The sequence below is a fragment of the Micromonospora sp. PRAS1 genome, assembly GCF_059553435.1.
This window is the reverse complement of sequence record NZ_JCANNB010000002.1, coordinates 268593-293576: the sequence shown is the minus strand read 5'-3', so window position 1 is coordinate 293576 and position 24984 is coordinate 268593. Positions and strand designations below refer to the sequence as shown.

22 protein-coding genes are annotated in these 24984 nt (G+C 71.1%); 6 read left to right on the top strand and 16 right to left on the bottom strand.

What is annotated here, in order from left to right:
* Window positions 1-24: 24 nt before the first annotated feature.
* Window positions 25-717 carry an SGNH/GDSL hydrolase family protein gene (locus tag AC507J_RS03635; protein ID WP_496287607.1) on the bottom strand — a complete coding sequence of 231 codons (693 nt, stop codon included), beginning with the start codon at window positions 715-717 and terminating at the stop codon, window positions 25-27.
* The gene (locus AC507J_RS03630) at window positions 714-1265 is read right to left on the bottom strand and encodes a hypothetical protein (RefSeq protein WP_496287606.1); all 552 of its coding nucleotides are present in this window, start codon (window positions 1263-1265) and stop codon (window positions 714-716) included. The genes AC507J_RS03635 and AC507J_RS03630 overlap by 4 nt, the downstream gene beginning before the upstream one ends.
* Before the next feature lie 92 nt (window positions 1266-1357).
* Here AC507J_RS03630 and AC507J_RS03625 point away from each other — a divergent pair, with 92 nt between their 5' ends.
* Window positions 1358-1951: a TetR/AcrR family transcriptional regulator gene (locus AC507J_RS03625; RefSeq protein ID WP_496287605.1), complete on the top strand. Its 594-nt coding sequence runs from the start codon at window positions 1358-1360 to the stop codon at window positions 1949-1951.
* A gap of 139 nt (window positions 1952-2090) precedes the next feature.
* Here the strand turns inward: AC507J_RS03625 and glnA are convergent, their stop codons facing one another.
* A complete protein-coding gene (gene glnA, locus AC507J_RS03620) occupies window positions 2091-3515 on the bottom strand; it encodes a type I glutamate--ammonia ligase (protein WP_496287604.1) in 1425 nt (474 codons plus the stop codon).
* A gap of 235 nt (window positions 3516-3750) precedes the next feature.
* Between glnA and AC507J_RS03615 the strand changes: the two genes are divergently transcribed.
* Window positions 3751-4149, top strand: coding sequence for an RDD family protein (locus tag AC507J_RS03615; RefSeq protein ID WP_496287603.1), 399 nt, complete (start codon window positions 3751-3753; stop codon window positions 4147-4149).
* Between the two features lie 22 nt (window positions 4150-4171).
* Here the strand turns inward: AC507J_RS03615 and AC507J_RS03610 are convergent, their stop codons facing one another.
* Window positions 4172-4861 (bottom strand): DUF4191 domain-containing protein, encoded by a 690-nt coding sequence (locus AC507J_RS03610; RefSeq protein ID WP_496287602.1) that lies wholly within the window; start codon window positions 4859-4861, stop codon window positions 4172-4174.
* A 207-nt stretch (window positions 4862-5068) separates the two neighbouring features.
* Between AC507J_RS03610 and AC507J_RS03605 the strand changes: the two genes are divergently transcribed.
* Both AC507J_RS03605 and AC507J_RS03600 read left to right on the top strand, forming a co-directional pair.
* The gene (locus AC507J_RS03605) at window positions 5069-5209 is read left to right on the top strand and encodes a hypothetical protein (protein ID WP_496287601.1); all 141 of its coding nucleotides are present in this window, start codon (window positions 5069-5071) and stop codon (window positions 5207-5209) included.
* Window positions 5210-5318: 109 nt separating this feature from the next.
* Complete coding sequence (locus tag AC507J_RS03600; RefSeq protein WP_496287600.1) at window positions 5319-8204, top strand: helix-turn-helix transcriptional regulator; 2886 nt, start codon at window positions 5319-5321, stop codon at window positions 8202-8204.
* 32 nt (window positions 8205-8236) lie between these two features.
* On the opposite strand, the gene lipA is transcribed toward AC507J_RS03600, so the two are convergent.
* The 3 genes from lipA to AC507J_RS03585 all read right to left on the bottom strand — a co-directional run bounded on the left by lipA (window position 8237) and on the right by AC507J_RS03585 (window position 11903).
* A complete protein-coding gene (gene lipA, locus AC507J_RS03595) occupies window positions 8237-9277 on the bottom strand; it encodes a lipoyl synthase (RefSeq protein WP_496287599.1) in 1041 nt (346 codons plus the stop codon).
* A 115-nt stretch (window positions 9278-9392) separates the two neighbouring features.
* A complete protein-coding gene (lipB, locus tag AC507J_RS03590; protein ID WP_496287598.1) occupies window positions 9393-10037 on the bottom strand; it encodes a lipoyl(octanoyl) transferase LipB in 645 nt (214 codons plus the stop codon).
* A gap of 48 nt (window positions 10038-10085) precedes the next feature.
* Window positions 10086-11903, bottom strand: coding sequence for a DUF6311 domain-containing protein (locus AC507J_RS03585; protein WP_496287597.1), 1818 nt, complete (start codon window positions 11901-11903; stop codon window positions 10086-10088).
* A gap of 290 nt (window positions 11904-12193) precedes the next feature.
* On the opposite strand from AC507J_RS03585, the gene AC507J_RS03580 reads away from it, so the two are divergent.
* A complete protein-coding gene (locus AC507J_RS03580) occupies window positions 12194-13396 on the top strand; it encodes an extracellular catalytic domain type 1 short-chain-length polyhydroxyalkanoate depolymerase (protein WP_496287644.1) in 1203 nt (400 codons plus the stop codon).
* 16 nt (window positions 13397-13412) lie between these two features.
* Here AC507J_RS03580 and AC507J_RS03575 read toward each other — a convergent pair whose 3' ends face one another.
* From AC507J_RS03575 to lpdA, 9 genes are all read right to left on the bottom strand, one after another.
* The gene (locus tag AC507J_RS03575; RefSeq protein ID WP_496287596.1) at window positions 13413-14312 is read right to left on the bottom strand and encodes a TIGR01777 family oxidoreductase; all 900 of its coding nucleotides are present in this window, start codon (window positions 14310-14312) and stop codon (window positions 13413-13415) included.
* Between the two features lie 46 nt (window positions 14313-14358).
* Window positions 14359-15366, bottom strand: a complete 1008-nt coding sequence (locus AC507J_RS03570; protein ID WP_496287595.1) for an aldo/keto reductase — start codon at window positions 15364-15366, stop codon at window positions 14359-14361.
* Window positions 15367-15422: 56 nt separating this feature from the next.
* Window positions 15423-16073 carry a hypothetical protein gene (locus AC507J_RS03565; RefSeq protein ID WP_496287594.1) on the bottom strand — a complete coding sequence of 217 codons (651 nt, stop codon included), beginning with the start codon at window positions 16071-16073 and terminating at the stop codon, window positions 15423-15425.
* Window positions 16070-17476 carry an AAA family ATPase gene (locus AC507J_RS03560; RefSeq protein ID WP_496287593.1) on the bottom strand — a complete coding sequence of 469 codons (1407 nt, stop codon included), beginning with the start codon at window positions 17474-17476 and terminating at the stop codon, window positions 16070-16072. Before AC507J_RS03560 ends, AC507J_RS03565 begins: the two co-directional genes overlap by 4 nt.
* A 9-nt stretch (window positions 17477-17485) precedes the next feature.
* Complete coding sequence (locus AC507J_RS03555) at window positions 17486-17821, bottom strand: hypothetical protein (RefSeq protein ID WP_496287592.1); 336 nt, start codon at window positions 17819-17821, stop codon at window positions 17486-17488.
* Between the two features lie 293 nt (window positions 17822-18114).
* Entirely contained in the window at window positions 18115-19302 is a 1188-nt protein-coding gene (locus AC507J_RS03550; RefSeq protein ID WP_496287591.1) for a D-alanyl-D-alanine carboxypeptidase family protein, read from the bottom strand.
* Window positions 19303-19535: 233 nt separating this feature from the next.
* Complete coding sequence (locus tag AC507J_RS03545) at window positions 19536-20867, bottom strand: low temperature requirement protein A (protein WP_496287590.1); 1332 nt, start codon at window positions 20865-20867, stop codon at window positions 19536-19538.
* A gap of 315 nt (window positions 20868-21182) precedes the next feature.
* Window positions 21183-23009: a 2-oxoglutarate dehydrogenase, E2 component, dihydrolipoamide succinyltransferase gene (gene sucB / locus AC507J_RS03540; protein WP_496287589.1), complete on the bottom strand. Its 1827-nt coding sequence runs from the start codon at window positions 23007-23009 to the stop codon at window positions 21183-21185.
* 72 nt (window positions 23010-23081) lie between these two features.
* Window positions 23082-24473: a dihydrolipoyl dehydrogenase gene (gene lpdA, locus AC507J_RS03535; RefSeq protein ID WP_496287588.1), complete on the bottom strand. Its 1392-nt coding sequence runs from the start codon at window positions 24471-24473 to the stop codon at window positions 23082-23084.
* Window positions 24474-24652: 179 nt separating this feature from the next.
* On the opposite strand from lpdA, the gene AC507J_RS03530 reads away from it, so the two are divergent.
* Window positions 24653-24982 carry a hypothetical protein gene (locus AC507J_RS03530; RefSeq protein WP_496287587.1) on the top strand — a complete coding sequence of 110 codons (330 nt, stop codon included), beginning with the start codon at window positions 24653-24655 and terminating at the stop codon, window positions 24980-24982.
* The last annotated feature ends 2 nt before the right edge of the window (window positions 24983-24984 follow it).

Sequence of the window (24984 nt, the reverse complement as noted above, 5' to 3'; positions counted from 1 at the left end):
CCCTCGGCGACCGAATGCGATGCGTCAGACCGGAATGTGGTCGGCGATAACCTGGGCCCAGCGCCGGTAGCCGGCCGCCGAAAGGTGGAACCGGTCCGTGGCGAAGAAGTGCTGCGGCGGGATTTCGGTCATCGTGACCCAGGTGGTGCCCGGGCGCGTCCGGCAGATGTCGCGCGAGACCTCGTCGAGTGCCTCGGCACGCGCGGTCAGCACCCGGCCAAGGGCCGGGGGGATCGATGGGAACAGCGCGAACGGCGGAATGCCGGCCACGATCACGTGTCCGGAACGCTCGATGAGATCGTCGACGATGGCCGCCAGGTCAGCGGCCCAGTCGTCGGGGTGCCGGCCGCCCATCACGTCGTTGCCGCCAGCCAGGAGCACAGCCGCATCGAGCTTCTCGCCGATCCGGGGCAGGAGCCGATAGCGAATCCGGCGCGCGGTGGCGCCGAACTGGCCGACCACCTGCCACTGCACAGGCCGCTGCGTCCGCAAAGTCAGCTCACTGGCGAGCCATCCGGTGAAACTCTCGTCATGGTTGTCGACCCCACACCCGGCCGCCGTGGAGTCGCCGAGGACGGCGACGCGCAGGGGCTGGCGTGCCATGGATGTGCCGAACGTGCCGGTGGTCGGCCCGGCCGCCGGCGGGGCCATCTTGATGGTGGCCTTGAGCCACAAGCCCTGCATCGTGGCGATCGGCCGATCCAATGCCTTCATCATCGGCTCGACACCCCGCTGTGGGCCTTGCCCGCCGCGATCCGGGACGCCGCGATTCGGGACGCCGCGATTCGGGACGCCGCGATCCGGGACGCCGCTTTGCGCAGAACGCCGGGCACGAGCCGACGATGCAGGGCCGACAGCGGAGGCCAGACCAGGTGTGCCAGCCAGCGGTCGTAGCGTAGGAATGTTCCCAGAGCCACGCTGTCGCCGCTTGCTTGGACGACCAGGTTGGCGGCCAGGAACCAAGAGTCAGCCTCGAGTCGGATCCAATCGTCTCCCTGCTCGCCGATCTGCCAGCCGGCTACGGTGTCCGCTGACGCGGTCCGGCTGAGCCGCAGGCCCATCAGGCCTCGCCACAGAAACAGCTCGATGGCGTCGGGCGTGTCACCGAACATCACCCGGGCCCACCGTTCGACAGTCGCGGCGGCGGCGTCGGTCGGTAGCGCGAAGTGGTCGGCGTAGTCGATCCGAGACAGCGAGGTGAGGGTACGCACCGACGCGGGCAGGCGTTCGGCTCCGACGGTGCTGACGGCGGCTCCTACGGTCATGGGGACAGCTCCATTCGTAATATACGGTGCCGTATATAGCTACTGTAGCGGGTGTATACGGTGGTGTACACAACAGGACGAGGTGAGACTCAGTGGCTGTCACCCGCACGCCCCGCGACAGGTGGATCGAGGAGGGTCTGCTGGTCTTGGCCGAGGGCGGCCCGGACGCCGTCCGGGTCGAGGTGCTCGCGAAGCGGATCGGCGTCACCAAGGGCGGTTTCTACGGCTTCTTTGACGACCGTGATGCGCTGCTGCGCGCGATGCTCGACGTGTGGGAGCGTGAGAGCATCGACGAGGTGATCGCGCGCGTCCAGCGTGAGGGTGGCGACCCGCGCGGCCAGATCCAGCGGGCCGGCCTGCTCACGTTCTCGAGTAGCCGGTTGCTGCCGATCGACCTCGCGATCCGCGCCTGGGCGCGGCGCGATGAGGTGGTCGCCGAGCGGCTGCGCGCGGTGGACAACCGGCGGATGGCGCTGCTGCGCCAGATGATCGGCGCCTTCTATTCGGACCCGGAGGAGATCGAGGCCCGCGCCCTGCTCGCCTTCTGCATGGCGATTGGCGTGCATTTCCTGGCCGCCGATCACGAGCAGCGCACGCGGAGTGAGGTTGCGCAGCGTGCGGTCGACCTGTTGTTCGATCGCGCGCCCCGATCCGCGGCGGCCGAAACGGCGGCACGCAAGCCCTGACGGCGCGCTCGGGTCAACACGAAACGGCGGTCATGCCCGGCTGGAAGCCGGGCATGACCGCCGTTTCGTGAAGTTGTACCCAACCCGTACCCAGGATCAGTGGTGATCCTGTTGGTTCAGGTCGGCACCTTGATCGGTCTCAGCAGTCGAAGTACATGGCGAACTCGTGCGGGGTCGGGCGCAGCCGCACCGGGTCGACCTCGTTGGCCCGCTTCCAGTCCACCCAGGTGGAGATCAGGTCCGGGGTGAAGACGCCACCGTCGAGCAGGTAGTCGTGGTCGGCCTCCAGCGCGTTCAGCACCTCGGGCAGCGAGCCCGGCACCTGCTTGACGTCGCCCCACTCCTCCGGCGGGAGGTCGTAGAGGTCCTTGTCGATCGGAGCCGGCGGCTCGATCTTGCTCTTGATGCCGTCCAGGCCGGCCATCATCATCGCCGAGAAGGCGAGGTAGACGTTTGCCGACGGGTCCGGCACCCGGAACTCGACCCGCTTGGCCTTCGGGTTGCTGCCGGTGACCGGGATGCGGGTGCAGGCGGAGCGGTTGCGCTGCGAGTAGACCAGGTTGACCGGCGCCTCGAAGCCCGGCACCAGGCGACGGTACGAGTTGACCGTCGGGTTGGTGAAGGCGAGCAGCGACGGCGCGTGGTGCAGCAGGCCACCGATGTACCAGCGGGCGGTGTCCGACAGGCCGGCGTAGCCGGTCTCGTCGTAGAACAGCGGCTCGCCGCCCAGCCAGAGGCTCTGGTGGGTGTGCATGCCGGAGCCGTTGTCGCCGAAGAGCGGCTTCGGCATGAAGGTCGCGGTCTTGCCGTTGGCCCAGGCCTCGTTCTTCACGATGTACTTGAAGAGCTGGAGCTGGTCGGCGGCGTGCAGCAGGGTGGAGAACTTGTAGTTGATCTCCGCCTGGCCGGCGGTGCCGACCTCGTGGTGCGACCGCTCCACAGTGAAGCCGGTGTCGATCAGCCGGCGCACGATGCTGTCCCGCAGGTCGGCGTAGTGGTCGACCGGCGGCACCGGGAAGTAGCCGCCCTTGTACGCGGTCTTGTAGCCGCGGTTGCCGCCCTCTTCCTCGCGGCCGGTGTTCCAGGCGCCCTCGATCGAGTCGATGTAGTAGAACGACTGGTGCGCCGAGGTCTCGTGGCGGATCGAGTCGAAGATGTAGAACTCCGCCTCGGCGCCGAAGTACGCGGTGTCGGCGATGCCGCTGGCCGCGAGGTACGCCTCGGCCTTCTTCGCCACGTTACGCGGGTCGCGGCTGTACGCCTCGCGGGTGAACGGGTCGTGGATGAAAAAGTTCAGCGCGAGGGTCTTCTGCGCGCGGAACGGGTCGATGAAGGCGGTCGCGACGTCCGGGAGCAGGAGCATGTCCGACTCGTGGATCGCCTGGAAGCCCCGGATCGACGACCCGTCGAAGGCGAGACCGTTTGTGAAGAAGTCATCGTCGACGGACTCCACCGGCAGGTTGAAGTGCTGCATGACGCCGGGCAGGTCACAGAAACGTACGTCGACGAACTTCACGTCCTCATTCTTGAGGTAACGCAGGAGTTCCTCGGGATTGGCGAACACTCGTCCTCCTGGCACGTCCACGGGGTAGCTAGGCTCCTGGCGACGCTATGACCGTGCGGTTGCCCGGCCATGTCTCCAGTGTTTCTGCCGTGTTACGTCCCTCGCGCTGTGTCACTCCCGCTGGCCAACCGGGCCCTGGCGGGCCGAGGGACGAGCCGACCCGGCCAGTGTAATGACACTTGGCGCCATTGGTCCCTTTCGGCACCGCGCGGCGGCCTGGCTAGGCTTGTCCGCTGTGACCAGCCAGCCGCACCGCCCGACGCCCCCTGCCGCGGACCCTGACCTCATCCCGGCCGACCTGGGCCGGCGATTCGGGGCGCTGGTCATCGACTGGGTGCTCTGCCTGCTCGCGGCGGGCCTGTTCGCCAGCCCGACCCGGGACGCCTGGGCGCCGGTGGTCGTGCTGATCGTGGAGTACGCCATCTTCCTCGGCCTGTTCGCGCAGACCCCCGGCATGTATCTGACCCGGATCCGCTGCGTCGACTGGACCGACGGCGGCCGGATCGGGGTGCTCCGGGGCCTGCTGCGCGGCGTACTCCTGGCGCTCGTCGTGCCCGCCCTGCTGATGGACCAGCACCGTCGTGGCCTGCACGACCGGCTCGCCGGCTCGATCGTCACGCCGGCCACCCGCTGACCCGTCTTCCCGCAGGAGTGGGTCAGCGGCCGCGCATCTGGCGGAAGGCGCCCCGCGGCGGGCGCAGGTTCTTCGGGACGGCGCCCTTGGGCATCTGCGGGCGGGCCGTCAGCGCCTTGAGCCGCTTGTCGAGGGCGTTGACGTCCTTGCCGCTGAGGTTGCGCGGCAGCCGCATCAGCGTCATCCGCAGCTTGCGGATCGGCAGCTCGTCCTCCTCCTGACCGATCACGTAGTCGTAGAGCGGGGCGTTGCCGATCACCTTGGCCAGCCGGCGCTTCTCCTGGCCGAGCAGACCACGGATCCGCTGCGGATTCCCCTCCGCCAGCAGGATCACGCCCGGACGGCCGATGACCAGATGCACCATGTCCATCTGAGTGGTCGAGCTGACCGCGGGCCGGACCCGCCAGTCGCCGCGCATGCTCTCGATGATCTGCGCGGCGGCACCCGGCTGGCCCTCGGCGGCGTTCATCATCGCCCGGTTGGACCGGAGGTTGAGCACGATAAGCAGGCAGAGCAGGGCGAACAGGATGCCCAGCGGCAACCACAGCCAGCCCCAGCGCAGCACCGCGACCACGGTCAGCGCGAGCGGGATCAGCACCGCGCCGGTGGCCAGTGGCGCGAACCACTTGTCCTGGCGGGCGGTGAACCGGAAGACCAATCCGATCTGCTTCAGCCGCTGACCGAACGACACCTTCTCCTGGGGCTTTGCCATGGCATCGAGTCTAGTGGTCGAGCTCCGCACAGTTGATCCGCGCCCGGTGCCCGGCCCGACTGAGTACCTTACGTCCCCGGCCGCGCGACCACCGTCCGAAAGTAAGGAGGCCGGCGGGCACAGATCAGGCGGCGCACCAATGCTCCGGTGCCACCTTCCCGAGGATCGTCAGAGTCGGGCAGTTGACCACTACCGAAGGAGCCCGACATGTTCACCACCGACTCGGAGTTCTTCCTCGCCGTCCACCGTACGCACGCCGCCGACCTGCGCGCCGAGGCGGCCCGGGAGCGGCTGGCCCGCACCCTGCCGAGGCGCTCGGCGCGCGGCTGGCTGACCCGCCGTCGATGAGCCGCGGCAACGTCGAAGGTGGCCGTGCCGCCGGCTCACCCGCCGCCGACGAGCAGGGCGGCAATCCGGGGCGGGCGGTGCGAAAGGGGGGCGTGGCATGCTCGGTGCCGTGACCACCCGTACCACCAGCACCGTCCTTGTCGGCCGCCAGCGCGAGATGGCGCAGTTGAGCGAGGCGCTCGAGCGTGCCCGCGCTGGCGAGCCGGCCACCCTTCTGGTCGGCGGGGAGGCCGGGGTGGGTAAGACCCGGCTGCTGGAGGAGTTCGGCCGGTCGGTCGGCGACCAGGCCCGCCTGCTGGTCGGTCAGTGCCTCGAACTCGGCGAGGCCGGCCTGCCCTTCGCCCCGTTCGCCGCCGCGCTGCGCACGGTGCTGCGCACCGACGGCGCCGCCGTCTTCGCCGGGTACGAGGCCGAGTTCGCCCGCCTGCTGCCGGAGCTGGCCCGGATCCCGAGCGGCGCCCCCGTGCCGGCGGCCGTACCGCCCACGGACGCCCCCCGTGGCTACCTCTTCGACCTGGTCGCCGAGCTGTTCGACCGGCTCGCCGCCGAGCAGCCGCTGGTGCTGGTGGTCGAGGACCTGCACTGGGCCGACCGGTCGACCCGCGACCTGATCGGTTTCCTGGTGCGGGCCGCCCGCACCGGACGGCTCCTGCTGGTCTGCACCTACCGCACCGACGAGCTGCACCGGGGCCACCCGCTCCGCCCGTTCCTGGCCGAGCTGGACCGGGACCGGGACGTCGACCGGATCGAGCTGGGTCGGCTGGACCGGGACGGCACCGGGGGAGTGCTCGCCGGGCTGCTGGGTGCCGAACCGACCGCCCGCGCCGTCGACGACATCCACGACCGTACCCAGGGCAATCCGCTCTTCATCGAGGAACTCGCCGCCGCCGGCGGTCCGATCGGCTGTGCCGTGCTCCCGGACACCCTGCGCGACCTGCTGTTGGCCCGGGTCGACCGGCTGCCCGAGTCGGCCCAGCGGGTGCTGCGGATCGCCGCGGCCGGCGGTATCCGCCTGGCCCACCAGCTGCTCGCCGAGGTGGCCGGACTGCCCGAGCCGGAACTCGACGACGCGCTGCGGGCCGCCGTCGCCGCCCAGCTGCTTGTGGTCGCCCCGGACGGCGACTACGAGTTCCGGCACGCGCTGGTCCGCGAGGCGGTGCACGACGAACTGCTGCCCGGCGAGCATGCCCGGCTGCACGCCCGGTTCGCCGCCGCCATCGAGGCCCAGCCGCACCTCGTCGCCGCCGGCCGCGCCCCGGCCGAGATCGCCCATCACTGGTACGCCGCGCACGACCATCCGCGCGCCCTGGTGGCGGCCCGCGCGGCCGCCTGCGCCACGGCCGACCGTTACGCGTACGCCGAGCAGAGCCGGCTGCTGGAACGGGTGCTGGAGCTGTGGGAGCTGGTCCCCGACGCGGCCGACCGGCTCGGCATGGACCACCTGGCGCTGCTGGAGAAGACGCTCGCCGCGGCCACCACCGCCGGTGACTACCACCGGGCGCTGACCCTGACCCGGGCCGCCCTGGCCGAAGTGGACACCGAGACGCAGCCGCTGCGCGCGGCGCGGCTGCTGGACCGGCTCGGCCGGATGCTGGCGATGCTCGGCAAGAGCGACGGCGCCACCGAACTGCGCGAGGCGTACCGGCTGGTGTCCGGGGTGCCGGACGGCCCGGAGCGGCTGCGCCTGCTCGCCGAGATCGCCGATCACCTGGCCCGGATCGACCACGCCGACGGGGCCCGGATCGCGGCCGAGGTGGTGGCGGCGGCCCAGGCCGCCGGGGTCGACGGCGCGCTGGTGCCGGTACGGCTGGCGGTGCTGCGTCGACGCGAGGGCGCCCCCGATCTCGGGCTGGCCGAGTTGCGCCGGTGCGAGGCGTTGGCCCGTGCCGCCGGTGAGGTGCCGGCGCTGGTCAGCGCGCTTGTGCACATCTCCGACATGCTCTTCGAGCTGGGCCGGTACGAGGAGTCGGCGCGGGCCGCCGCCGACGGGATGACTGAGGCGCGACGGGTCGGGATCAGCCGCTCCACCGGCGCGTACCTGCTCTCCAACCGGGCCGAGGCGTTGCTGGCGCTGGGCCGCTGGACGGAGGCCGACCAGGTGTGCGCCGAGGCGGCCCGGCTCGACCCACCCGGCGTCAGCGGGCTGCACTGGCTGCTCCTGCGGGCCGGGCTGCGGCTGGCCCAGGGCCACCCCGGCGCCGACGAGACGGTGGGCCGGGCGCTCGCCTTCCTCAACAAGCCGTACCTGCACCCGCACAACCGGCTGCCGCTTGTGGAACTGCGGCTCACGGCGGCGCTCGCCGCCGACGACCGGGACGAGGCGCGGCGCGCCGTGACGGCGAGCCTGACCGATCCGGCGATCACCACCTACCCCCGCTACGGTTGGCCGGTCCTCGCCGCCCAGGCCCAGGTCGCCCGGCACCTCGCCGACGACCAGCTCGCCGCAGCGCTGGCCGAGCTGGCCGGCACCGTACCGGTCCGGTTCCCCGCCGAACGGGCGTACGCCGCCGAGGTGGCCGCCACGGTGGCGGCCGGCGACGATCCGCTCGCCGCCTGGCGGGGCGCGGTCGCGGCGTGGCGTACCGCCGGCCAGCCTGCGGCGCTCGCCCGGACGCTGCTGGTCCTCGCCGAGGTGGCGGCCGGTGCCGGAGAGCGCGACGACGTGGCGGCGGCGGTACGCGAGGCGGCCGCGCTCGCCGACGGGCTCGGTGCGACGCTGCTCGCGGAGCGGGCCGCCACGCTGGCCCGGCGGATCGGTCTGCGCGGCGCGGGCCGGGCCGGATCGGGTACCGACCTGCTGACCGAGCGCGAGCGGGAGGTGCTGCGGCTGGTCGCCGAGGGGCACAGCAACAGTCGGATCGCCGAGCAGCTCTTCATCTCACCGAAGACGGCAAGCGTGCACGTCTCCCGGATCATCGCCAAGCTCGACGTGACCAACCGGGTCGAGGCGGCCGCCGTGGCCCACCGCCTCAACCTGCTGACCGATCCCTCCTGACCGGTCCTCTCCCGACGAAGGTCAGACGAAGGTCAGGAGAGGGCGGGCTCGCGGGCGGCCAGGGCCTGCTGGTAAAGGCGGCCGGCGCGGTAGGAGGAGCGCACCAGCGGGCCGCTCATCACCCCGGCGAAACCGATCTCCTCGGCCTCGGCGGTCAGCTCGACGAACTCCTCCGGCTTGACCCAGCGCTCGACCGGGTGGTGCCGGGGGGAAGGGCGCAGGTACTGCGTGATGGTGATCAGCTCGCAGCCGGCCGAGTGCAGGTCCCGAAGGGCCTGGGAGATCTCGGCACGCTCCTCGCCGAGGCCCAGGATCAGGTTGCTCTTGGTGACCAGGCCGGCGGCGCGGGCCTGCCGGATGACGTCCAGGGACCGCTCGTAGCGGAACGCCGGCCGGATCCGCTTGAAGATCCGCGGCACCGTCTCGACGTTGTGCGCCAGCACCTCGGGCCGGGCGCCGAACACCTCGGCCAGCTGCTCGGGAACGGCGTTGAAGTCGGGGATCAGCAGCTCGACGCCGCAACCGGGTTGCAGGGCGTGGATCTGCCGGACCGTTTCGGCGTACAGCCAGGCACCGCCGTCGGGCAGGTCGTCCCGGGCGACGCCGGTGATGGTGGCGTACCGCAGACCCATCGACACCACCGACTCGGCCACCCGACGTGGCTCGTCGGCGTCGAACTCGGCCGGCTTGCCGGTGTCGATCTGGCAGAAGTCGCAGCGTCGCGTGCACTGGTCGCCGCCGATGAGGAAGGTGGCCTCGCGGTCCTCCCAGCACTCGTAGATGTTCGGGCAGCCGGCCTCCTGGCACACGGTGTGCAACCCCTCGCGGGCGACCAGCCCGCGCAGTTGGGTGTACTCCGGGCCCATCTTGGCCTTGACCTTGATCCACGGCGGCTTGCGCTCGATCGGCGTCTCGGCGTTGCGCGCCTCGATCCGCAGCAGCCGCCGCCCCTCAGGGGCGGGCGTCGCGGTACGCGCGGCCGGGCCGGTCGTCGGCGCGGAGTGCTCGATCGTCACAAAAACGAGCCTACGCCGCACGGCACCGGTCGATGAACCGCGGGCGACCGCCGTCACCCCGAAAACCCTGTGACACCGGACACCGAGGAGCGAGAAAAAGAGGTAACACGCCGACCCGCCCGGATCCTCGACGCGGACTTCTTGATCAACAGGGCCGGAACGCGGCCGGGGATCAGGGGGTGAGCAGGAGGGTGGGGAGGTGGCGTTCGACGACGGGGAGTACGTCGGCGACGGTGATCGGGCGGCCCAGTTCGGCGGTGAGCGAGGTGACCCCGGCGTCCCGGATGCCGCAGGGCACGATCCGGTCGAAGTAGGTCAGGTCGCAGTCACAGTTGATGGAGAAGCCGTGCAGGGTGACGCCCCGGGCGACCCGGATGCCGATGGCGGCCACCTTGCGGGCCGGCCCCCGCTCGTCGGCCGGGACCCAGACGCCGCTGCGGCCCTCGATCCGGCCGGCGGCCAGGCCGAACTCGGTGCAGACGTCGATCAGCAGCTGCTCGACCCGGCGGACGTACGCGACCACGTCGACCGGGTCGGGCAGGCGCAGGATCGGGTACCCGACCAGTTGCCCCGGGCCGTGCCAGGTGATCTTGCCGCCGCGGTCGACGTCCACCACCGGCGTGCCATCCATCGGCCGGTCCCACGGCTCGGTGCGCTTGCCGGCGGTGTAGACGCTCGGATGCTCCAACAGCAGCACGGTGTCGCCCTGCTCGCCGGAGATCACCGCCTCGTGCCGGCGACGCTGCTCGTCCCAGGCGGCGGTGTAGTCGAGGACGCCGGCGTGCACGGCCGTCAGGCCGGAGGTCGTCGCGGTCACGCGTACCAGCCTAGACCCGTACCCGCCGGTCACCCTCGGTGAGCCGGCTCACGGCTGACGGACCCGCCAGAGCCAGACGTCCTCGACCCGCTCCGGTTCGCCGAGCAGCGTGGTAAGCGTCCGCCGGACGGCCTCCTCGTCGACCGGCCACTTGGCGCCGTGCACCTCGTCGGGGAGCACCACCGTCTCGATCCGCCAGTGCGCCAGGTCGGCCTGGACCTCCTCGCGGGTGCCCTCGGTGACGATCGGCGGCAGGCCGCTGCGGGCGGCCTGGTCCAGCAGCGCGCCGAACGGGCGCGGCACCGGCCCGATCCGGCCCCGGCCGTCGGGCCCGCCGGGGCCGAGGAAGAAGCCGGACGGGATGGCGAACTCGCCCTGCCGGTTCGCCAGCGCGTACGCCTGCCAGCGCTGGCCGTCCGGGTAGACGTCCAGGGCGAGCGGTGCCGGGGTAAGCACCCCGCCGGGGGAGACGTAGTCGCGCCAGGCGCCGGAGGTGATGAAGCGCGGGATCGGCTCGCGCTTGATGGTCAGCAGCGGCGTCGGGAAGAGCGGGACCAGTGCCACCGCGAAGCCGACCGTCCAGGCCACCGCCGCCGCGCGGCGCGGCGGGTGGCGACGGAGCTGGTCCACGGCGTACGCCAGCAGCAGGCCGATCACCGGCGTCACCACCAGCGCCAGCCGGGCGGGCAGCGCGGCGTTCACCACCGGCAGGTGCCCCAGCAGGTCGAACGGCATCGGCAGCTCGGTCCGGTGACCGTCGACCTTGGCCACCGGACCGAAGGAGAGCGTGCTGAAGACGACCGCGAGCACGCCCAGCGCCCAGAGGGTGGCCCGCCGCCTGGGATCGGCACCGCGCCACAGCAGCACGAAACAGCCGACGGCGAGCACCAGCAGGGGCAGCCCGAAGAAGGAGTTCTCCTCGGTGGGGTTCGGGGCCAGCGAGGTGCCGAAGCCCGCCTCGCCGGCCAGCGAGCGGCGCGGGTACGCGGCGTACGCCGCGATGTCCTCGGAGTGGATCACCGCGTCGAAGCCGGTGCCGTGGAAGCGCTGCGGCCCGGCGAAGTGCAGCCAGAGCGGGTACGCCAGGAGCACTCCGGCGACCAGCGCGGTCACCGCCAGCCCGCGCAGGAACGACGGCAGTACGGCCCGGGCCTCGGCGCGGTTGGCGGGGTGCAGCGCCCAGACCGCGACGAAGACGCCGAGCGCCAGCGCGGTGAAGAACAGTCCTTCGGCGGCGATCGAGAACGCGACCGCGACGAGCAGCCCGAGCAGCACGCCGTCACGTAGCCAGTGCCCGGGGCGGCGCAGCGCGAAGACCCGCCACACCAGCAGCGGCACCAGCCAGCCGGCGGTCCAGTTCAGGTGGGCGTTGGCGTGCGAGACCATGCCGGGGGAGAAGCCGATGAACAGCCCGCCCACGGCGGCGGCCAACCGGCTGCGGAGCAGGTGCCGGGAGAGCAGCCAGTACCAGGCGACCGCGGTGGCGGCCAGGTTCAGGGTGAGGATCACCAGGAAGGTGGCCGGCGGCCCGATCAGGTACGTCAGCGGGGCGAAGACCACCGCGTACACGGTGATCGAGGTGTTGACCGCAAGGTTGACCCCGTCCGGGACGTTGATCAGATGCGTGAAGAGCGGGTTCTGCCCGTGGCTCACCGTGTGCCCACCGAAGGCCAGCAGCCACTCGAACAGCGCCTGGTCGCTGGAGTTGACCGTGATCGCCCGGCCGTTCGGGTCCCGCCACAACCCGCTTGTCACCCAGACGGCAAGTGCCAGCGCGACAAGCGTCACGATCAGATCGGTACGGCGATCGCGGGCGACCCTCGGCGGCGATGCGGGCGCGGACGCCACGGACGGGGAGGTGGGCACCTAGCGGACGTTACCAACCGCACCGGGACAGCCCGGTCAGACCCGGTGTAAGGAAGGGCACCTTATTAACGCCTGGTGTAGGTAAAGGGTCCCTTCCTAACACGATGACCCCGGCGGTGGGACGGCGAGCAGGAGCCACACCTGCGCATCGACGAATGTGTGCACGGCCGCCATGTCACAGCTGTGACACATCGACGTAACGTCACGGCAATTATCGGTGACCCAGCTCACACCCACCGGAGGTCTCCGTGCGCCGCCGTCCCCGTACCCTGACCGGCCGCCTCGCCGGCATGCTGGCCGGCCTGGTCGTGGCCGCCGCCACCGTGCTGGTGGCGGTCGCCGCCCCCGCCCAGGCCGCGTCCCTGACCCAGGTGGCCAGCTTCGGCTCCAACCCCGGCAACCTCGGCATGTACGCCTACCGGCCGGACAACCTCCCGTCGGGTGCCCCCGCGGTCGTGCTGCTGCACGGCTGCGCCCAGAACGCGGCCGGCTACTTCGCCAACTCCGGCTGGCAGAAGTACGCCGACCAGTGGAAGTTCGCGCTGATCCTGCCCGAGCAGCGCGCCGCCAACAACTCCAGCTCCTGCTTCAACTGGTTCGAGACCGGCGACACCAGCCGGGGCCAGGGCGAGGCCCTCTCCATCAAGCAGATGGTCGACCACGCCAGGTCCAGCTACGGTACGGCCGCGAATCGGGTGTACGTCAGCGGACTGTCGGCCGGCGGGGCGATGAGCGCGACGATGCTCGCCACCTACCCGGACGTCTTCGCCGCCGGCTCGATCATCGCCGGCATCCCGCACCGGTGCGCGACCGGGATGGTGAACGCGTTCTCCTGCATGAGCCCGGGCGTGGACAAGACCCCGGCGCAATGGGGTGACCTGGTCCGCAGTGCCCACCCGGGCTACTCCGGAACGCGGCCGAAGGTGGCCATCTGGCACGGCACCGCCGACTACACGGTGGCCACGGCGAACGCCACCGAGTCCCGCGACCAGTGGACAAACGTGCTCGGCGTGGCGCAGACGCCGACCAGCACCAGCCAGCTGCCGGCGAACACCACCCTGGAGGTGTACGGCAGTGACGTGGTCCGGGTGTACCGGGTCTCCGGCATGGGCCACGGCACCCCGGTCGATCCGGGTTCCGGCGCCGACCAGTGCGGCACCGCGGCCGCGTACTTCCTGGACACCATCTGCTCGGCGTACCGGGACGCGCTCTTCTTCGGCCTGAACGGCGGCGGCGGTCCGACGCCGACCCCGACCGCCAGCCCGACCCCGACCGCCAGCCCGACCCCGACCGCGTCGCCGACCGGGGGGCCGACGCCGAGCCCCAGCTGCGTCACCGCAAGCAACTACGCGCACGTGGCCGCCGGCCGGGCCTACCACTCGGGCGGCTACGCCTACGCCAACGGCTCGAACCAGCGGATGGGCCTGTACAACACCTTCTACACCACGGCGCTGCGCCAGACCGGCCCCAACCACTGGGTCATCGGCTGCTGAGCCGGCCCGGCGGAGATCAGTCGTGCAGGGCGGCGTGCAGGGCGCTGGGAAGGTCGGGGTGACGGAAGGTGAAGGCAGCGCGGTTGAGCACCCCAGGCAGGACCCGCGTGCTGGTCAGGGCCTCCTGGGCGAAGCCACCCAGGGCCACCTTCAGGGCCAGCGCCGGGATCGGGATGACCGCCGGCCGGCGCAGCTGACGGGCCAGCTCCCGGGTGAACTCGGCGTTTGTGACCGGTGCCGGCCCCACCACGTTCACCGGCCCGGCGAGGTCGGCGCGGGCCAGCAGGAACGTGACGGCGTGCAGCCAGTCGGCCATCGAGATCCACGGGATCCACTGCCGCCCGCTGCCGAGCCGGCCGGCGATGCCCAGCTTGAACGGCAACAGCTGCGGCTTGAGCAACCCGCCGTCGCGGTGCAACGGCAGCCCGGTGCGCAGCCGGACCACCCGCACCCCGGCGTCCTCGGCCGGCCGGGTCGCCGCCTCCCAGACCCGGGCCACGTCGGCGAGGAAACCCTCACCGGCCGGCGCGTCCTCCTCCACCACCCGGTCGCCGGTGTTGCCGTACCAGCCGATCGCCGAGGCGTTCAGCAGCACCTCGGGCCGGTCGGCGGCCGGCAACCCGGCGATGGTGATGGCCAGGGTGCTCGTGGTGTCCACCCGGCTGGACCGGATCAGCTGCCGGTACTGGTCGTTCCAGCGCCGGTCGCCGACGCCGGCCCCGGCCAGGTTGACCACCGCGTCCGCCTCGGCGACAAGCGTCGGGTCGAGCTGCGCCGTCGAGGGCTGCCACTGCCGCTCGTCCGGGGTGCGCGGTGGTCGGCGTACCAGCCGGGTCACCTGGTGCCCGTCGGCGACGAGCTGGTCGACCAGTCGGGTGCCGAGGAAGCCGGACGCGCCGGCCATGAGGATCCGCATCCTCATATCTTCGGGTACGCGGGGCGGCCCGGACGCCTCGGCCCGGTTATGCCCGCACTCCGGCGGCGGGTTGGCGCAGCTCCGCCAGGAGGCGTTCCACCTCGGCGTACGCGTCGTCGGGCAGCGGGCCGAGGGCGAGGGTACGCAGGTTCTCCTCGACCTGGGCCACCGTGCGGAACCCGGGGATCGGCACCGTACGCGGGCTGCGCGCCAGCAGCCAGCCGAGCGCGCCCTGGGCGAGGGTACGGCCGTCGGCGGTGAGTGCCGCGCGGACCCGGGCGACCCGCTCGGCCCACTGCGGATCCGGCTGACCGTCGGTGAACCAGGGCAGCCACTCCGGTGCCCGGCCCCGCACGTCGTCGCCGCCGAGCGAGCGGGTCGCGGCGGTGAGCAGCCCCATCGCCAGCGGCCCCCGGTTGATGCTGGCCAGGTCGTGCGCCGCGCAGACCGCCAGCATCTGGGCGTTGTCCCGCAGCACGGACTGGTCGTGCTGGATCGTCGCGCAGTGCGGGGCGGCCGCCGCGAAGGCCGCCGCCGAGGCGGGATCGTCGGTGCTCCAGCCGTACGCCCGGATCGTGCCCTTGGTGACCTCGCCCTCAAGCGTGTCGACCAGGTCGAGCGCGGCGGTGGTCGGCAGGTCGTTGAGGTGCAGCTGGAACAGGTCCACGTGGTCGGTGCCGAGCCGGCGCAGCGACGCCTGGAGGCTGGCCACCGCGTAGCCCGGGCTGTGGTCGGTGCCGATGGCCCGGCGGGTCGCCTCGTCCGAGGTGTAGCCGAACTTGGTGGCGATCACCACCTGGTCACGGCGCCCCACCAGGGCCCGGCCGAGCACCCGCTCGCTGTGCCCGGCACCGTAGTTGCTTGCCGTGTCGAAGAAGCTCGCGCCGTGGTCGAGCGCGGCGTGAATGGCCCGCACCGACTCCTCGTCGTCGACCTCGCCCCAGCCGAGCGGCTGCCCGTCGTCGCCCCACAGCGGCCCACCGATCGCCCAGCACCCCAGGCCGATCGCGCTGACCTCGATTCCGCTGCGTCCCAGTACCCGTGTGATCGTCATGCCGACAAGCGTTCCGTTTAGAGGGCACTCGAAGTCAAGCCCGGAAGACGAGCCGATCAGCGGCCGGCTGCCCGCCACCGCTTGACCACGTCGTCCACATCCGAGACGAGCTGGCGCCACGAGTCGAGTTGGGCGACCGGTCCGGCCGGATCGAGGCGTTCCAGCAGTTGGCGACGGTGCTGGTTGAAGCGTTTGCTGGCTTCTGCCCGGCGACGACCGGTGACGTCAGCCGCGGTAAGCAGACAATCCTGAAGGATGCGCTTGGGGTCGGGCTTCGACTCCACCTCGTGTTGCTTCGGGAGACTCAGGCGCGCCCGGCCCCGAGGGTTGCCGGCGACCTGCCGGATTGCCATCTCGTCAAGTAACAGCCAGGCCTCGGTCATCCGTACCGGGATGATGGGTACCAGTTCGGTGTCGGCAGCGTGCACGCGCGTCGCCGTACTGATTTCGCGGAGTCGGCTCAACCGCCCGGCGTTGTCCGCATCCCTATGCACCACCACCAGATCGACCGGCCCGCCGGCGAGGCGCAGGGCGGCTCCGAGGCGAGATGCGACGTCCTTGTTGACCTTCGGTAGCCGAGCGAAGTCCGGCGACGAGAGGTTTACCGAGACACCGCGCGCGAGGAAGAGCCACTCGACATGTCTCGACAGCGGTTCGTCGGATGTGCCTTCGGCGATGAACACCCCGCTGAAAAAGTGCCCGCTCATGCGGTGAGGTCCGGTGGTAGACGGAGGCGTGCCTGTGACGGTTCGGCCAAGTAAGGCACGAGATCCGCGTGGGAGAATGTCGGAGATTCCGTTCGAGCTCGCCGGGAGTCGCGAAAGGGCAACAGCGCCAGGGTGCGTCCCATCCCGCCAGAGGGCACCGGGCGTAGCTTCGTGTCAGCCAGCAGCAGGTCCTCCGGGTCGCAGAGCTGCACCACCCCGGGGGAGTGCGTGTTGATGATCACCTGACGAAACGGGTTGTCGGCTTCGGGCGGATAGTTGGGATCGACGGCCAAGTCTCGGACGAGTTGCACCATCGCGGGAAGGTTTGCGGGGTGGATGCCGTTCTCCGGCTCCTCCATGCAGATCAGCCCGGTGGACTCGGTGTCTTCCAACAGGACACAGAGGGCAAGAAAGCGCAGGGTTCCCTCGGACAGTGCTCTGGCCGGCAGGCGCAGTTTTCCGCGTTCCTGGAGGAAGAGCGTGAACAACTCCCGTGCCTCGTCGTACTCGACCTCGAGGTCTTCCACGGCCACGCCAGACAGGTCGGCCAACCGGCCGGCTACCCTCGCGTAGACCCGCTCGGGCTCGGCGGACCAGTCCGGCGCGCGTGCGATCCGGTAGAGAGTGCTGGGAAGGTAACGGCCGTCCGGTGCCAGCGCCTCACGACTGACGTGACCGTCCGGCGCGCGCAGCGCCGAGGGTTCCAGGGCCAACCGGCGCCAACGGGTCATCTCGCTGCGCGCGGCCAGGGCGGTCGGGTTGTCAGCGAGTATGTGCACGCTCAACATCGTGCGTCCTGCCCGGTTGGCAGGCCGTGCCCTCCCGCCCTTGGCTACACGGTCCCGACGAAGGCTGGTCAGGTAGTTGCGGTCATAGGTGTCATCCGGCAAGAAAATTGCGTCCTGGGCAGGGTCGATCAGAACCGCGTCGAGAAACCTCTGGCTGGCGGGAAATGCGAGGCGCGATCGTGCCTTCGGTAAGGCCTGCAAACTCTCGCCGAGCAGGAGCAGTCGTCCGCCGCCATGCTCGCCGCGTGACGGGTCATATCCGAGGGCGACTTCGTACCGCAGGAATGTTGCATCGGGTCGTGCCCGATTTCCGAGTTCGTCCTCGACTTCGGTTGGCACGATCATTTCAGCGGCGATCTCGATCCGGTGCTCGTGCTGACCGTAACCGTCCCAGAACAGGTCGCGGGGATCCCCACCGACGGCTCCGGCCGTCGTACGTACGCGCTGCGCGGCCTGACTCAGGGAATCGGTTGCCAGGTACGAGAGGAACTCGATGGCGTCGAAGATGTTCGACTTGCCTGTCCCGTTTGCACCCGCGATGCACGTGAACGGGCCGAAGTCGATGGCCACGTCGAGCAGGTTCTTGAAACCCTGCACTTCGAGCCGAGTAAGCATGGCCAGAGCCTAGCCGGATTCGAGCGAACCGCTAGGCGACCTCCTGGCCGGCGTGGCGGTGGGGCGTACGGACTTGCGGGTCTCGGCGATCCGGTCCCCCGAACGAGAGGTCACCACCCAGCCGAGGAAGCGGTCGAAGAGCAGCTTCGGGTCCGGTTCGTCGTGCGGATTGAGGGTGTGTAGTTGGCCGGCTGCCTCGTACAGCAGGCCACCGAGGTAGATGAGCAGGGCGACGCGATCGTGTGCGTACTCCCGGAGCAGCGTGAGTCGGGCCGGGCCACAGGGCCAGGGCGCGGCGCAGGCCCGGCAGAGCCAGAGCGGGGGCAGCGGCGTGTGCGGAGTCATCACCATCGGCCGCCGTTGGCCGGCGACCTTCGGGCGGGGCTGAACCGGCCGAAGTCGGCGCGGATCGGCTGGTTGGGCCAACGGGAGTTGCGCGGTGGGTTCGGCACCGGGGCGTAGCGGTCCGGGCTGACCGCGAAATCCCGCTGCGGGGTCAGGGGCGACGTACGGTCCGAACGATCACTAGGTCGCCGAGGCAGCGGCGAGTGGTGCGGCCCGTCGCCAGGACGGCGCTGGTGAGCATGCCGAAAGCTCGTGCCGCCTCGGCGTGCTTTCGGCGGCCGCCGAACCAATGCTTACCGGCGGCGGATACGCCGCCGTCGTCCGGCGAGCACACCGAACCCGACAACGAGCACGGTGCCGAGCGCGAGTGCGGCCGGCAGCGACAGCGACGACGACCCGGCGGGCGCACCGGCCCCGCCGCCGGCGGCGAGCGCCAGCGGATTTTCCTTCTTCTCCTCGGGCGTCACCAGGTGACCGACGGACTTGTCCGTTGGAAGGCTGAATCCCCAGTTCAACAGCGCTGTCGCCTCACCGAGGCTGCCCAACGGCGCGGTCTCCGCGCCGAGCAGGGTCACCACGAGTTGACGGCCGTCGCGTTCGGCCACGCCGACGTACGTCTGCCGGGCCAGATCGGTGAAGCCGGTCTTGCCGCCGAGCATGCCGGGATAGCCGTCCATCATCGTGTTGTCGTTGGTGACCGCGAACGCCGAGCGTCCCGGCTGCGCCGGGATCTGCGCGACCCGGGTCGCCAGGTACCGGCGGAAGTCCTCGCGGGCGAAGGCGGCCCGGGTGATCAGCGCGAGGTCGTACGCGCTCGTGTACTGGTCGGGTCCGTCCAGCCCGGAGGGTGTCGCCGCGTGGGTCTGGTTGGCGCGCAACCGCCGTGCCTCGTCGTTCATCGCCTGCACGCCGCCCGCCCGCCCGGCCGCGCCGCCACCGAGGCGGGCCAGCACGTTGGCGGCGTCGTTGCCCGATTCGAGGAGCAGCCCGAACCACAGATCCTCGACCGTGTACCGGCCACCGGGGATCACCCCCATGAGCGAGCTTTCCGGATCGAGATCCCGGAGGTCCTCCCGCTTCACCTCGACGACCTGGTTCGGGTCGAGACGAGGCAGCAGGGCCGCGGCGAGCAGCAGCTTCTGCACACTGGCCGGGGTCCGGTGCTCGTGCGGTCCACAGCCGCCGAGCACCAGCCCACTGCCCAGGTCGGCCACGAGCCAGGAGGTGGCGGTGACAGCCGGCACCTGCGGCGCGCCGGCCGGCGCGACCAGGCCGGACGTGGCCAGCGCCGGGCCGCCGACGGACTGGTCGGCGGGGTCGACCGGTGGTGGTGACGGGGTGATGGCCGGCGGTGCCGACGCCTCCACAGTGGGACACGGCTGATGCTGCGTGCCTGCGGCCCGCGCGGGAGTCGCGACCGGCCCGGTGGAGAAGACGAGCACGACGCTCGCCGAAACGGCAAGTACCCGAGAAGAGGTCACGTCACGCACGGTAGTTGTCGTTTGGCGGGCGCGTGGCGGTTGGAGAAGGCGCGGCGTATCGACGCCGGCGAGCGGCGTGAGTGCCTTGACACCCGCCTGTTCGTCCCTGGTCACCCGCGTCGGCAACCGCCACCAATCCGACCATTGTCGCTGGCCGGTGGCTGTTGCGCCGGTTCGGACGGCAGATCGGGACGTGTCCCGGAAGGGCCGGGCTGGTTGCTTCCGAAGGGCTTTCAGGGTGCCGAATCGGGTGGGTTCTGACGCCAACGGGCGCGGTAGGCGGCCTCCTGGGCCTCGTGGGCGGTGCGTTCCTCGAAGACCGCGGCGCGCAGCGCGTGTCGGGCCTCGGACATCAGCACCACCTCGGCCACGGCCAGGCCGACGCAGATCGCGGTCAGCAGGCCGAGGGCGGCCAGCCCCGGCAGGTGCATGGCCGGCGGGATGGAGACCGCGAGCACGACCAGGGTGCCGAGCCGCAGCCAGGAGAGCGTGTGCAGGGTGCGTAGCTGGAAGAGCATGTTCCCGGCCAGGTAGCAGATCACCCCGCCGTACAGCAGCGGCACGTCCGGCCCGCGCGCCGGCATGCCGAGCGGTACGCCCGGCTCGGCGATGTCGTGCACGACGCCCTCGGCGCCGAGGGCGAACAGCATGATCCCGGCGATCATGGGTAGGTAGAGGTACGCGTACGCATCCCGGGCCATCCGCACCCGGGGCCGGCCCTGGCTGGCATGCAGGGCGATCCGGGCGGCCGGGCCGATCACGTCGTAGTGTGCCCACCAGAGTGCGGCGGTGAAGACGATGCCGAAGACCGCCGCGGTCATCCCCGGCCAGGTCGGCGACTGACCGATGAGGTTGCTGCCCAGGCCCACCGAGATCACCGATTCGCCCAGCGCGATGATCAGGATCAGGTCGTACCGTTCGGTCCAGTGCTCCGCCGAGGTCACCTCCCAGCCCCAGGTGTTGGCGAGCAGCCCGGTGCCGTACTGGAGGAGCACCACGGTCATCCAGAGCGCGTCCCGGATCAGGTCGTCCGTGCGGGAGCCGGGCAGGTAGGTGGGGAGCAGTGCGGCGGCCAGCAGCAGGACGGTGCTCAGCGTCAGCTCGGGTGCGTACCGGAGCAGTTGCCGGCGCTCCACCGGGTCGTCGCGGACCACGCGGAGGAACAGCGCCAGATGTACGGCGCGGATGATCACATAGCTGACCGCCACCACGACCGGCCCGGCGGTGCCGCCGCCAGCCGGACCGCCGAACGCGCGCGGCAGGGCGAGCGCGAAGCAGAAGAGCGCGGCCATCCCGACGACCATCAGTACCGGTACGTAGCCTTCGCCGATCCGGATCCGGGTGGCGACCACGGTATGCACCACCCAGCACCACCAGAGCACGGCGAGCACGAGCAGAGCGTGCAGCAGCCCCCGGCCGCTGAGGTCGGTCGCGGTGGACCGGGCGATGTTGAAGAACGAGAAGACGAAAACCAGGTCGAAGAAGATCTCGAACTTGTCGACCCGGGCACCCGGCGCCACCCCGACGGCCGGCCCCAGCCGCCCCCGCCACCCCCTGTCGCCCACCGCCTGAGTCTGGCAACCGTTCGCCGTCACCGGACCCGATTCCCCACCCCACCCCGCCCCCTGACCAGCAAAAACCCACCCCTCCCACCCCCAGCGCCCCCTCCCACCCCCAGCGCCCGCGATCTTGCACTTCCTGTCCCCGCATAAGCGGCAGAAAGGACAAACCGGCGACCGAAAGTGCAAGATCGCCGGGGCGGGGCGGGGCGGGGCGGGGCGGGGCGGGGTGGGGTGGGCGGGGGGATGGGTGGATGGGTGGGGGGATGGGGAAGGTCGCCTCGGGGACCGAGGCGCCCTTCGTGGTGCGTGGTGTGGGTGTTACAGGCCAAGCTCGGCTTCGAAGTTGCCGGCCTCCAGGCGCTCCTTGACCGTGGTCAGGAAGCGGGCCGCGTCGGCGCCGTCGATCAGCCGGTGGTCGTACGACATGGCCAGGTAGACCATCTGGCGTACGGCAATCACCTCGCCGAGTTCCGGGTCGTTGACCACGACCGGGCGCTTGACCACGGCACCCGTGCCGAGCATCGCCGACTGCGGCGACGGCACGATCGGGGTGTCGAAGAGGGCGCCCCGGCTGCCGGTGTTGGTAAGCGTGAAGGTCGCCCCGGCGATCTCGTCCGGGCTGATCTTGTTGGTCCGGGTCCGCTCCGCCAGGTCGGCGACCCGCTTGGCGATGCCGCCGAGGTTGAGGTCACCGGCGTTGTGGATGACCGGCACCAGCAGGCCACGCTCGGTGTCCACCGCGATGCCGAGGTTCTCGGCGTCCGGGTAGGTGATCGTGCCGGCCTCGAGGTCCATGCTGGCGTTGACGATCGGGTACGTCTGCAGCGCCTCGATGGCCGCGAGGGCGAAGAACGGCAGGAACGACAGCTTGACGCCGTGCCGCGCAAGGAACGACTCCTTGGCCTGCGTCCGCAGCTTGGCGACCTTTGTGACGTCCACCTCGACCACGGTGGTGAGCTGCGCCGTCTCCTGGAGCGACTGGTGCATCCGCTTGGCGATGGCGGCGCGGATGCGGGGCAGCTTCTCCGTGGTGCCGCGCTTGGCGCTCGGCTGCGGCTTGGCGGCCGGCTTCGCCGGTGCGGCCGGGGCCGGCTGGGCCGGTGCGGGGGCGGCCTTGGCGGCGCGCGCCTGCTCCGCCGCGTCAAGCACGTCCTGCTTGCGGATCCGGCCACCGACGCCGGTGCCGTTGACCGCGGCGAGGTCCACGCCGTGCTCGCTGGCGAGCTTGCGGACCAGCGGGGTCACGTACCCGGCGGCCTCGCCGTTGGCGCTCGGCGCGGCGGCCCGCTGCGGCGCCTGGGCCGGTGCCGGCGGCGTGGCGGCCTGCTCGGCCTTGGCCGGCTCCGGCGCGGTCTCGGCCTCCGCGGCCGGCTCGTTGTACGACGTGCCCGGCGTCGGCTCGGAGACCTGCGGCTTCGGCTCCGGCTCCGGCTTCGGCTCGGGCTTCGCCGCCGCCTGCGGCTCGGCCGCCGGCTTCGCCTCGGCCGGGGCGGCACCGGCGGTACCGATCACGGCTAGGGTGGCGCCGACGTCGGCGGTCTCGTCCTCGGCGACCTTGATCTCCAGGAGGGTGCCGGCGACCGGCGACGGGATCTCGGTGTCGACCTTGTCGGTGGAGACCTCCAGCAGCGGCTCGTCCACCTCGACGGTGTCACCGACCTGCTTGAGCCACCGGGTGACCGTACCCTCGGTGACGCTCTCGCCGAGGGCCGGAAGCTGCACCGGGGTGCCCTCGCCCGACGGTGCCGACGCGGCCTGGGCCGGCTCCTCGGCCGGCTCCTCGGCCGGCTCCTGGACTGCCGGCTGCTCCGCCTCGGCCTGCGGCTCGGCGGCTGCCTCGGCGGCCTGCTCGGCGGGGGCCTGCTGCTCGGCGGGGGCCTCCTGCTGCTGGCCGCCGGCCGACTCGCCCTCGCCGGAGATGACCGCCAGCTCGCTGCCGACCTCGGCCGTCTCGTCCTCGCCCACCACGATCCGGGTCAGCACGCCGGCCGCGGGGGACGGGATCTCGGTGTCGACCTTGTCCGTGGATACCTCGAGCAGCGGCTCGTCGACCTCGACGGTGTCGCCCTCCTGCTTGAGCCAGCGCGTGACGGTGCCCTCGGTGACGCTCTCGCCGAGCCGGGGCATGGTGACCGATACCGGCATGTTCTCCAGACTCCTTCGTTTCCCTGGTGGGGGGATCATCGCCCGTCGCCGGACGCCGCGGTTACGTCGTGGTCAGGCGTGCGCGTGCAGCGGCTTGCCGGCGAGGGCCAGGTGCGCCTCGCCCAGGGCTTCGTTCTGCGTCGGGTGGGCGTGCACGAGCTGCGCCACCTCGCCCGGGTACGCCTCCCAGTTGTAGATCAGCTGCGCCTCGCCGACCAGCTCGCCGACCCGGGCGCCGACCATGTGCACGCCGACCACCGGGCCGTCCTCTACCCGGACCAGCTTGACGAAGCCGGCCGTCTTGAGGATCTGGCTCTTGCCGTTGCCGCCGAGGTTGTAGTTGTAAGTCTTGATCTTGTCAGCACCGTACTGCTCCTTGGCCTTGGCCTCGGTGAGACCGACCGAGGCCAGCTCCGGCTCGGAGTAGGTGACCCGGGGGATGCCCGCCTCGTCGATCACCGCCGGGTTCTGGCCGGCGATCTCCTCGGCGACGAAGATGCCCTGCTGGAAGCCGCGGTGAGCGAGCTGGAGGCCGGGCACGATGTCACCGACCGCGTAGACGTTCGGCACGCTGGTGCGCAGCCGCTCGTCGGTCAGCACGTAGCCGCGGTCGGTCTTGACGCCCTGCTCCTCGTACCCGAGGTCGGCGGTGTTCGGACCCCGGCCGACCGCGACAAGCAGCAGCTCGGCCTCGACGGTGTCGCCGCCGGCGATGGTCACCTTGACGCCCGCGTCGGTCTTCTCGACCTTCTCGAACGGCTTGCCGACCTTGAAGTTGATCTTCCGCTTGCGGAAGGCCCGCTCCAGCGCCTTCGAGGACTCCTCGTCCTCGGCGGCGACCAGCCGGGGCAGCGCCTCGATGATGGTTACGTCCACCCCGAAGGACTTCCACACGCTGGCGAACTCGACGCCGATCACGCCGCCGCCGAGCACGATCGCCGAGGCCGGTACGCGGTCCAGGGTCAGCGCGTGGTCGCTCGTGATCACCCGCTCGCCGTCGATCTCCAGGCCGGGCAGGCTCTTGGCGTACGAGCCGGAGGCCAGCACGACGTTGCGACCGGTGTACCGCTTGCCGTCCACCTCGACCGCGTTCGGCGCGACCAGCTTGCCGGCGCCCGCCACGAAGGTGATGGCCTTGTTGCCGTTGACCAGACCCTGCAGGCCCTTGTAGAGCCGGGAGATCACACCGTCCTTGTACGAGTTGACCCCCGCCATGTCGATGCCGACCAGCTCGGCCTTGATGCCGAACTGCTCCGACTCGCGGGTCTGGTCGGCGATCTCGGCGGCGTGCAGCAGCGCCTTGGTGGGGATGCAGCCGTTGTGCAGGCAGGTGCCGCCGAGCTTCCCCTTCTCCACCAGCGCGACGGTCAGCCCCAGCTGGGCGGCGCGCAGCGCGGTCGCGTAGCCGCCGCTACCACCTCCGAGGATGACGATGTCGAAGGTTGCGTCGTTCGGCTCGCTCACGTCCAACTCCCAGGTCGCTTCGCTGCATCGGGGGTCACAGCGGGGTAACAGGGACACCCCACCTCGGCCATCTTGTCACCACCGCGCCGCAGCCGCGTACCGAGGTGCCCAACGACACGTTGCCGCCACGTACCCTTGGCACTGCCTTCGATGACGCGACAGGTGGGGGAGACAGCTCAGTGGGACTGTTCCGGCGACGCAAGCGGGCACGCTCGGCCGAACCTGACCGTACGGCCAATCGCGCCGATCTGGAGCACCTTGAGAACTTTGTCCGCACCCGCAAGGGCGTCGAGGCGTACATCGAGCCGCGTACCACGGTCACCGAGACCACGGTGATCCTGATCGCCGACGACGGCGAGTGGACCCGGCGCCGCATCGACGGGCCGGACGGCGCGCGGCGCTTCGCGTACCGGCTGAGCATCCCGGTCTACGACGTGGCGCTGATGGGCTATCCGCAGCGCATGCGGGACTACAACGAGCGCCGCAAGCGCCGCCCCGAGCTCTACTGAAG

Coding starts and splice junctions, on each gene's coding strand:
- sucB (WP_496287589.1), bottom strand. CDS start 23,009: ATGCCGGTATCGGTCACCATGCCCCGGCTCGGCGAGAGCGTCACCGAG.
- AC507J_RS03570 (WP_496287595.1), bottom strand. CDS start 15,366: ATGACGATCACACGGGTACTGGGACGCAGCGGAATCGAGGTCAGCGCG.
- AC507J_RS03605 (WP_496287601.1), top strand. CDS start 5,069: ATGTTCACCACCGACTCGGAGTTCTTCCTCGCCGTCCACCGTACGCAC.
- AC507J_RS03635 (WP_496287607.1), bottom strand. CDS start 717: ATGATGAAGGCATTGGATCGGCCGATCGCCACGATGCAGGGCTTGTGG.
- AC507J_RS03560 (WP_496287593.1), bottom strand. CDS start 17,476: ATGCTTACTCGGCTCGAAGTGCAGGGTTTCAAGAACCTGCTCGACGTG.
- AC507J_RS03580 (WP_496287644.1), top strand. CDS start 12,194: ATGCTGGCCGGCCTGGTCGTGGCCGCCGCCACCGTGCTGGTGGCGGTC.
- AC507J_RS03555 (WP_496287592.1), bottom strand. CDS start 17,821: ATGACTCCGCACACGCCGCTGCCCCCGCTCTGGCTCTGCCGGGCCTGC.
- AC507J_RS03575 (WP_496287596.1), bottom strand. CDS start 14,312: ATGCGGATCCTCATGGCCGGCGCGTCCGGCTTCCTCGGCACCCGACTG.
- AC507J_RS03610 (WP_496287602.1), bottom strand. CDS start 4,861: ATGGCAAAGCCCCAGGAGAAGGTGTCGTTCGGTCAGCGGCTGAAGCAG.
- AC507J_RS03565 (WP_496287594.1), bottom strand. CDS start 16,073: ATGAGCGGGCACTTTTTCAGCGGGGTGTTCATCGCCGAAGGCACATCC.
- AC507J_RS03630 (WP_496287606.1), bottom strand. CDS start 1,265: ATGACCGTAGGAGCCGCCGTCAGCACCGTCGGAGCCGAACGCCTGCCC.